The organism is Hydrogenovibrio sp. (assembly GCF_049975065.1).
In the GTDB taxonomy this organism is placed as follows: domain Bacteria; phylum Pseudomonadota; class Gammaproteobacteria; order Thiomicrospirales; family Thiomicrospiraceae; genus Hydrogenovibrio.
This window is the reverse complement of sequence record NZ_JBNGDN010000141.1, coordinates 1-5,411: the sequence shown is the minus strand read 5'-3', so window position 1 is coordinate 5,411 and position 5,411 is coordinate 1. Positions and strand designations below refer to the sequence as shown.

Annotated in this window: 7 protein-coding genes; 3 read left to right on the top strand and 4 right to left on the bottom strand. The window is 48.8% G+C overall.

Features of this window, described 5'->3' with window-relative positions:
* The 4 genes from ACP5D0_RS10500 to ccoN all read right to left on the bottom strand — a co-directional run.
* On the bottom strand, nucleotides 1–569 hold a 569-nt coding region (locus ACP5D0_RS10500; protein ID WP_472365758.1), incomplete at its 3' end, for a cbb3-type cytochrome c oxidase N-terminal domain-containing protein.
* A gap of 22 nt (nucleotides 570–591) precedes the next feature.
* Complete coding sequence (locus ACP5D0_RS10495) at nucleotides 592–777, bottom strand: hypothetical protein (protein WP_472365757.1); 186 nt, start codon at nucleotides 775–777, stop codon at nucleotides 592–594.
* Nucleotides 770–1,600, bottom strand: a complete 831-nt coding sequence (gene ccoO, locus ACP5D0_RS10490; protein ID WP_472365756.1) for a cytochrome-c oxidase, cbb3-type subunit II — start codon at nucleotides 1,598–1,600, stop codon at nucleotides 770–772. Before ccoO ends, ACP5D0_RS10495 begins: the two co-directional genes overlap by 8 nt.
* Nucleotides 1,601–1,675: 75 nt before the next feature.
* Nucleotides 1,676–3,106 carry a cytochrome-c oxidase, cbb3-type subunit I gene (gene ccoN, locus ACP5D0_RS10485; RefSeq protein ID WP_472365754.1) on the bottom strand — a complete coding sequence of 477 codons (1,431 nt, stop codon included), beginning with the start codon at nucleotides 3,104–3,106 and terminating at the stop codon, nucleotides 1,676–1,678.
* Nucleotides 3,107–3,551: 445 nt separating this feature from the next.
* Between ccoN and hisB the strand changes: the two genes are divergently transcribed.
* From hisB to ACP5D0_RS10470, 3 genes are all read left to right on the top strand, one after another.
* Entirely contained in the window at nucleotides 3,552–4,139 is a 588-nt protein-coding gene (gene hisB, locus ACP5D0_RS10480) for an imidazoleglycerol-phosphate dehydratase HisB (protein ID WP_472365753.1), read from the top strand.
* A gap of 4 nt (nucleotides 4,140–4,143) precedes the next feature.
* Nucleotides 4,144–4,785 carry an imidazole glycerol phosphate synthase subunit HisH gene (gene hisH / locus ACP5D0_RS10475; protein WP_472365752.1) on the top strand — a complete coding sequence of 214 codons (642 nt, stop codon included), beginning with the start codon at nucleotides 4,144–4,146 and terminating at the stop codon, nucleotides 4,783–4,785.
* Between the two features lie 51 nt (nucleotides 4,786–4,836).
* The coding region (locus tag ACP5D0_RS10470) for a 1-(5-phosphoribosyl)-5-[(5-phosphoribosylamino)methylideneamino] imidazole-4-carboxamide isomerase (protein ID WP_472365751.1) at nucleotides 4,837–5,411 on the top strand (575 nt) is incomplete at its 3' end.

Sequence of the window (5,411 nt, the reverse complement as noted above, 5' to 3'; positions counted from 1 at the left end):
TCGGCTACCTCGTCCACTTCTTGGTCAGTCAAATTGCCCATCATTCCTCTTGCAGGCATGTTACCGATGCGACCATTAACGATTGAAGCTTCGATTTGAGCCGGATTACCGCCCCACAACCAATCATCATCGGCCAAAACTGGGAAGTGCGCTCCACCTTGACTAATCCCCTGACCACCAGCGGCGTGACAGGCCGCACAATAGTCACCAAACAAGACTTTAGAAGTTTTGACAGCGTAGGTTTTCAACTCTTCATTTTTCAGAATCTCAGGCACGGGCAAAGCGGCGAGTTGCTCCTCTTGTTCTGCGAAGCGCTTTTTACGCCAATCCTCAAGCACTTTATACTCTTCATGATACTCTTTAACCTGCGTCCAGCCAGCCAAACCCGGAAACCAAGAATCTTTCCACGGAATGGTAGGATAGTACAAAGCGTAAAAAACAATCATCACGAAACCGGCATAAAATGACAGCATCCACCACAGCGGTGGCGGGTTGTCCAGCTCACGAATATCTTCATCCCAAATGTGACCAGTGTTTCCCTCATCCGGCCAAGGATTATTATGTGCCATATCTTATTCTCCTCAGAATAACTTAATCATCTTCATCTAAAATCTTGAACTTTTCGTTTTCGAGTTCATCACGTTTGCTCGGACGCAGTGCCAGTGCAAACGTGATGAGCATTCCCAGAAAGACACCGACGGTAATGACCAGACCTACCCAGTCGGATGTCGTCATGGCCGACCAGTCGGTATCGAAATACGCTTCAAGATTACTCACGATATGCCTTACTATCGTCTAATTTCACCATGGTGCCCAATACCTGAAGGTAAGCTACCATTGCATCAATTTCGGTATAACCTTCAATGGCCGCATTGGCGTTCTCAATTTCCTCATCCGTATAGGGCACACCCAAAGTGCGCATAACAGACAGGCGTTTTGACATATCGCGCTGTGTACCAAAGAAATCTTCCGAAACCGGATTTTCAGCCAACCAAGGGTAGGCCGGCATGACAGATTCCGGAACCAGATCCTGAGGACGCAACAAGTGCATAACATGCCACTCATCCGAATATTTTCCGCCCAGACGTGCCAAGTCAGGTCCAGTACGTTTTGAACCCCACTGCATAGGATGATCGTACATGGACTCTGTGGCCAACGAATAGTGACCATAACGCTCACGCTCATCGCGGAAAGGACGAATCATTTGCGAATGACAGATATAGCAACCTTCTCTTAAATAAAGATCACGACCGGCCAGTTCAAGTGGTGTATAAGGACGGACACCATCGCCCGGTTTCCAATCGGCTAGAACCCATTGACCATTTCGATCCTGCTTGTACAATTGCTTATCGGAAACCAATTTGCCGTTATCATCCATCGTAAAGGTTCTTTCCCAAACCAACTCTGGAAATTTTTCGTTTTTAACGTTACCGTATTTATCGGTTTGCTCCGTATAGTCAACGCTTTCTTTTAGATAAAACAACGGTACGATTTCAACAATACCGGCGATGGATACAGCCAAAGCCGTCACCATAAACATCCCGAAGATATTTCTTTCTAGACGTTCTTGTAAGTTTTTAGGTTTTTGATTTTCTGACATGAGTCTATTGCTCCTCAAACTCATCATTTCAAAGCTTGCGACAGGCTCCGCCCATCGCAAATGATTGGCTGTCTATCAAGCATTCGCTGTCGCAGCAACGCTCTCTTTGGCATTGGCCATTCTGATCGTCATCACAACGTTATACAGCATGACAACCGCACCTGAGAAGAACAGGAGACCGCCTACGGCACGCATTACATAATAAGGATGCATCGCAGAAACCGACTCTGCAAAGGTGTATGCCAAAGTGCCGTACTCATCATAAGCACGCCACATCAAACCTTGCATAATACCGGAGACCCACATAGCGACGATATAGAAAACCGTACCAATTGTGGCCAACCAGAAGTGGAAGTTAATCAGTTTCATAGAATACATTTCCGTATTCCACAGCTTCATCACCATGTGATACAGAGCACCAATGGAAACCATCGCAACCCAACCCAAAGCACCGGAGTGAACATGACCCACTGTCCAATCCGTGTAGTGAGAAAGTGCGTTTACGGTTTTCGCAGCCATAACAGGCCCTTCGAAGGTGGACATGGCGTAGAACGCCAAGGCAATGATCAAGAAGCGTAGGATATAATCGGTACGCAGTCTATCCCAGGCACCGGAAAGCGTTAACATCCCGTTAAGAGCCCCACCCCAGGAAGGGATAATCATCGCCAAAGAGATAACCGCACCCAGGGAACCGGTCCAATCAGGCAACGCCGTATATTGAAGGTGGTGCGCTCCCAACCAAACATAACCGAACATCAACGCCCAAAAATGGATGACCGATAAGCGGTAGGAATAGATAGGACGCTGCGCCTGCTTAGGCACAAAGTAATACATAATCCCCAAAAAGCCCGCTGTTAGGAAGAACCCAACCGCATTGTGCCCCCACCACCATTGAATCATGGCATCCTGCACGCCTGCAAACATGGAATAGGAACGGAACAGAGACACCGGAATGGCCAGGCCGTTCACAACATAAAGGTAGGTAATCGCAATCATCATCCCCAAGAAGAACCAATTGGAGACGTAAACGTTTGGATGCGTGTCCTTGTTACGTGAGGCAATCGTCATCACAAAGTTCAACGTATACAGCGTCCAGACTAATGCAATCGCAATCGCCAATGGCCATTCTTGCTCATGGTATTCTTTACCGGCTGTCATCCCCAAAGAGATGGTCACCACAACGGCAAGCAACCCGATTGTGAACAAAATCGCTGTCAACCACGCCATCCCGTTACTCCACAAACGAACACCGTTCGTCCGCTGCACGGTATAAAATGCGGTGGCCATCAATGTCATACCACCAAAGGCAAAAATAACCGTATTCGTGTGCATGACGCGTAAACGCGCAAACGTAATTTCCGCGATATCAAAATTCAAAGCTGGCCAGGCCAATTGCGCTGCAGCAAAGGTTCCCATCAAGGTTCCCAATACCAAAAACGTAATCGCGCCCACAGCTAAGTACTTCACAACACCATTGTCATATTGTGGTTTTGCTGTAGTATCCATCAGTCGGATTCCCCCTTATAGTCAAAATTAATCAAGCCTGCATTGGCTTTTTGAGTGACCAATCCCAAAAACGCAGAACCTGTTTCCTCAGAGCGCATTATAGATAAGTCCCGATGAATATGTCAGGCTCGACGTTCACAAAAACTTAATCTATATCAAAAATACAACGCAAACCAAGAATCACAGGCGTCACACCCTGCAGATTTGACTCAAAAAAAATAACACGCTAATTATCGCAAAAATAGAGCTTAAGACGGAACTTCTGGGACAAATTTTTTTTATAACCCATATTAATTATTCCTTAATCCTTGCTCAATCCTTGCAAATTTAACGCTTAAACCCCGTTTGAAATCGCTATAATAACACCCCTTAAAAAGGCGATCCCGGGCTAGCAGCTTATCGCGCACCATCGACCCGCGCCAGACATAACACCCAGGAGCAGGCTATGCGACAAGCCACTATCGAGCGCAACACGCTTGAAACCCAAATACAACTCACGGTTAACTTGGATGGAAAAGGCACGGCGAACCTGAATACGGGTGTCCCATTTCTGGAACACATGCTGGATCAAATTGCCCGCCACGGCTTGATTGACCTTAGCATTGACGCCAAAGGCGACACCCATATTGATGACCACCACACAGTGGAAGACATTGGCATCTGTCTTGGCATGGCTGTGCGCGAAGCCGTGGGCAGCAAAAAAGGCATTAAACGTTACGGCCACGTCTATGTGCCGCTGGACGAAGCCCTCTCACGCGCTGTCATCGATTTATCAGGACGACCAGGCCTGGTATTTCACGCCAATTTTACCCGCGCCAGTATCGGCCAGTTCGACACAGAGCTGGTTTCCGAATTCTTTCAAGGTTTTGTCAATCATGCACACGCCACGCTACACATCGACAATCTGCGCGGCCAAAATGCCCACCACCAAGTCGAGACCATTTTCAAAGCTTTTGGCCGTGCGCTAAGAATGGCACTGGAAACGGATGAACGTATGGCCGACCAACTCCCGTCCACCAAAGGGGCACTGTAAGCCCATGCCCAATCAGAAACTTGTTTCGGTCATTGATTACGGCATGGGCAATTTACGCTCCGTTGCCAAAGCCGCGGAGCACGTCGCCCCAGATCAGGTACGCATTCAAATCACAGACGATGCCGAGGTCATTCGCAATTCGGATGCCGTCATTTTCCCCGGCCAAGGCGCGGCCAAAGCCTGTATGAACGCATTGAACAACACCGGCATTGCGCACACTTTAATGGAAGCCGCCGTTGAAAAACCGTTTTTAGGCATTTGCATGGGGCTACAAGTTTTAATGACGCACAGTCAGGAAAACAATGGCATTGACTGCCTAAACATCCTGCCCGGCGACGTTAAGCAATTCGATCTGCAAAATCACCCAGGCCTGAAAATGCCGCACATGGGTTGGAACCAAATCCACCAGACAAAAGAACACCCTTTATGGCACGGCATCGAACAGGACAGCCGGTTTTATTTTGTCCACAGCTATTACGTGGTGCCAACGGACACCGACACCATTGTCGGTGAAACCACGCACGGCGACACTTTCGCTTCGGCACTGGCCAAAAACAAGCTGTTTGCCATTCAGGCTCACCCGGAAAAAAGCGCCGACGCCGGACTGCAATTATTCAAAAACTTTCTGAATTGGAACCAACTGTAAACCGAATCGGAATGTTCAAAGATTCAACAGATTTAACGGAAAAGGAACACCATGCTACTCATTCCAGCAATTGATTTAAAAGACGGCGAATGCGTACGACTCCGCCAAGGCCTGATGGAAGACGCCACCGTATTTTCCGGCGACATCGTTGCCATGGCCGAACGCTGGGTCAACGAAGGCGCACGCCGCCTCCACATGGTTGACCTGAACGGTGCCTTTGAAGGCCAACCCGTCAATGCCACCGCCGTTTACCAAGTGCGCGAAGCCTTTCCGGAACTGCCGGTACAAATTGGCGGCGGCATCCGCGACCTGAACACCATCGAAGCCTATCTCGAAGCGGGCGTCAGTTATTGCATTATCGGCACCCAAGCCGTTCACAATCCTGAATTCGTCGCCGAAGCCTGCCAAGCCTTTCCTGGCCACATTATGGTTGGCTTGGATGCTAAAGAAGGCATGGTCGCCATCAACGGTTGGGCGGACGTTACCGACCATCACGTGGCCGAGCTGGGCAAACAATTCGAAAACGACGGCGTTGAAGCCATCATTTACACCGACATCGGCCGAGACGGCATGATGCAAGGCGTCAATATCGAAGCCACCCAAGCCTTGGCGCAAGCCCTAAACAT

What these genes read in the sequence shown, in the direction of transcription:
- ccoO (WP_472365756.1), bottom strand. Translation starts at nt 1,600, where the DNA reads ATGTCAGAAAATCAAAAACCTAAAAACTTACAAGAACGTCTAGAAAGA.
- hisH (WP_472365752.1), top strand. Translation starts at nt 4,144, where the DNA reads ATGCCCAATCAGAAACTTGTTTCGGTCATTGATTACGGCATGGGCAAT.
- hisB (WP_472365753.1), top strand. Translation starts at nt 3,552, where the DNA reads ATGCGACAAGCCACTATCGAGCGCAACACGCTTGAAACCCAAATACAA.
- ccoN (WP_472365754.1), bottom strand. Translation starts at nt 3,106, where the DNA reads ATGGATACTACAGCAAAACCACAATATGACAATGGTGTTGTGAAGTAC.